The organism is Natronoflexus pectinivorans (genome assembly GCF_004345615.1).
GTDB classification, from domain to species: Bacteria; Bacteroidota; Bacteroidia; order Bacteroidales; family Marinilabiliaceae; genus Natronoflexus; species Natronoflexus pectinivorans.
The window spans coordinates 1-1,111 of the sequence record NZ_SLWK01000046.1; the positions used below are offsets into that span (position 1 = coordinate 1).

The following is a 1,111-nucleotide window of genomic DNA, read 5'->3' on the forward strand; positions in this document are numbered from 1 at the left end:
TGAAACTTATGAAAAATAGACGGTCACAATTTAAGTTAAAGTCAAGACGTTATTTTAGTGAAGATTTCAAAAAACAAAAAGTCCATGAAATTGTCACTAAAAAAACGACAATTCGAGAGGTCTCGATGCTTTATGAAATTAAATCGGCCATTCTTTACCGATGGCTTTATAAATATTCACCAGACCATCCTAAACAAACCAAAATAGTTGTAGAAATGGAAAGCGAATCTCAAAAGGCCCTGTTTTATAAAGAGAAAGTAGCTGAACTAGAACGGCATGTTGGTCAGAAACAAATTCAGCTTGATTTTCTGGAAAAGCTCATTGAGCTTGCATCCGAAGAACTAAAGATGGACTTAAAAAAAAACTTCTCGTCCAAACTGTTGAATGGTTCCGGAAGCACATCCAGGAAAAATCATTCACCATGAATGAGTTGTATTCTATACTTGGAATTACCAGGCAATCTCATTGGAAAATGGTGAAAAAATTCACTAAGAAAAATGAGCTTAAAAGAATACTTATTCAGAACATTATAGGAATTAGAGAAATACATCCAAAAATGGGCGCAAAAAAAATATATAGTATATTGAATCCAGAGGGGATAGGGCGCGATGTATTTATCGATACCTATGTTGAAGGAGGATTTCAGGTTGTTAGCGAACGGAATTATCGAAAAACAACTCATAGCCTACCTCACGCTAAGTATCGAAACCTTGCAAGTGGATTATCATTGAATGATATCAATCAGGTCTGGACAAGTGATATTACTTATTTGCAAATTGGCGAAAAAGAATTTCTGTACATTGTCCTTATCATGGATGTCTATTCACGATGCATCCTTGGATATAACGTAAGCTCCGATCTACGTGCTCAGTCAAATATAAAAGCATTAAAAATGGCCTTAAAAGAACGAAAAATAGAAAGATATGAAAAACTGATTCATCACTCAGACAGAGGAGTTCAATACACATCAAAAGCTTATACTGATTTATTAAAAAGTTACGATATAAAAATCAGCATGTGTGAATCTGTGTATGAAAACATTCATATAGAACGAGTTAATGGTACAATCAAAAATGAATATCTTTGTAATTTCCGTATCAAGAACCTCTCA

The 1,111-nt window shown here is 33.8% G+C and carries 2 protein-coding genes; both read left to right on the forward strand.

Going from position 1 to position 1,111, the window contains the following annotated elements:
• Positions 1-425: transposase (locus EV194_RS16835; protein ID WP_207916118.1), on the forward strand; the 425-nt coding region annotated here is incomplete at its 5' end.
• A partial coding sequence (locus EV194_RS16840) for a DDE-type integrase/transposase/recombinase (RefSeq protein ID WP_132435718.1) occupies positions 422-1,111 on the forward strand: 690 nt, incomplete at its 3' end. The genes EV194_RS16835 and EV194_RS16840, both read left to right, overlap by 4 nt.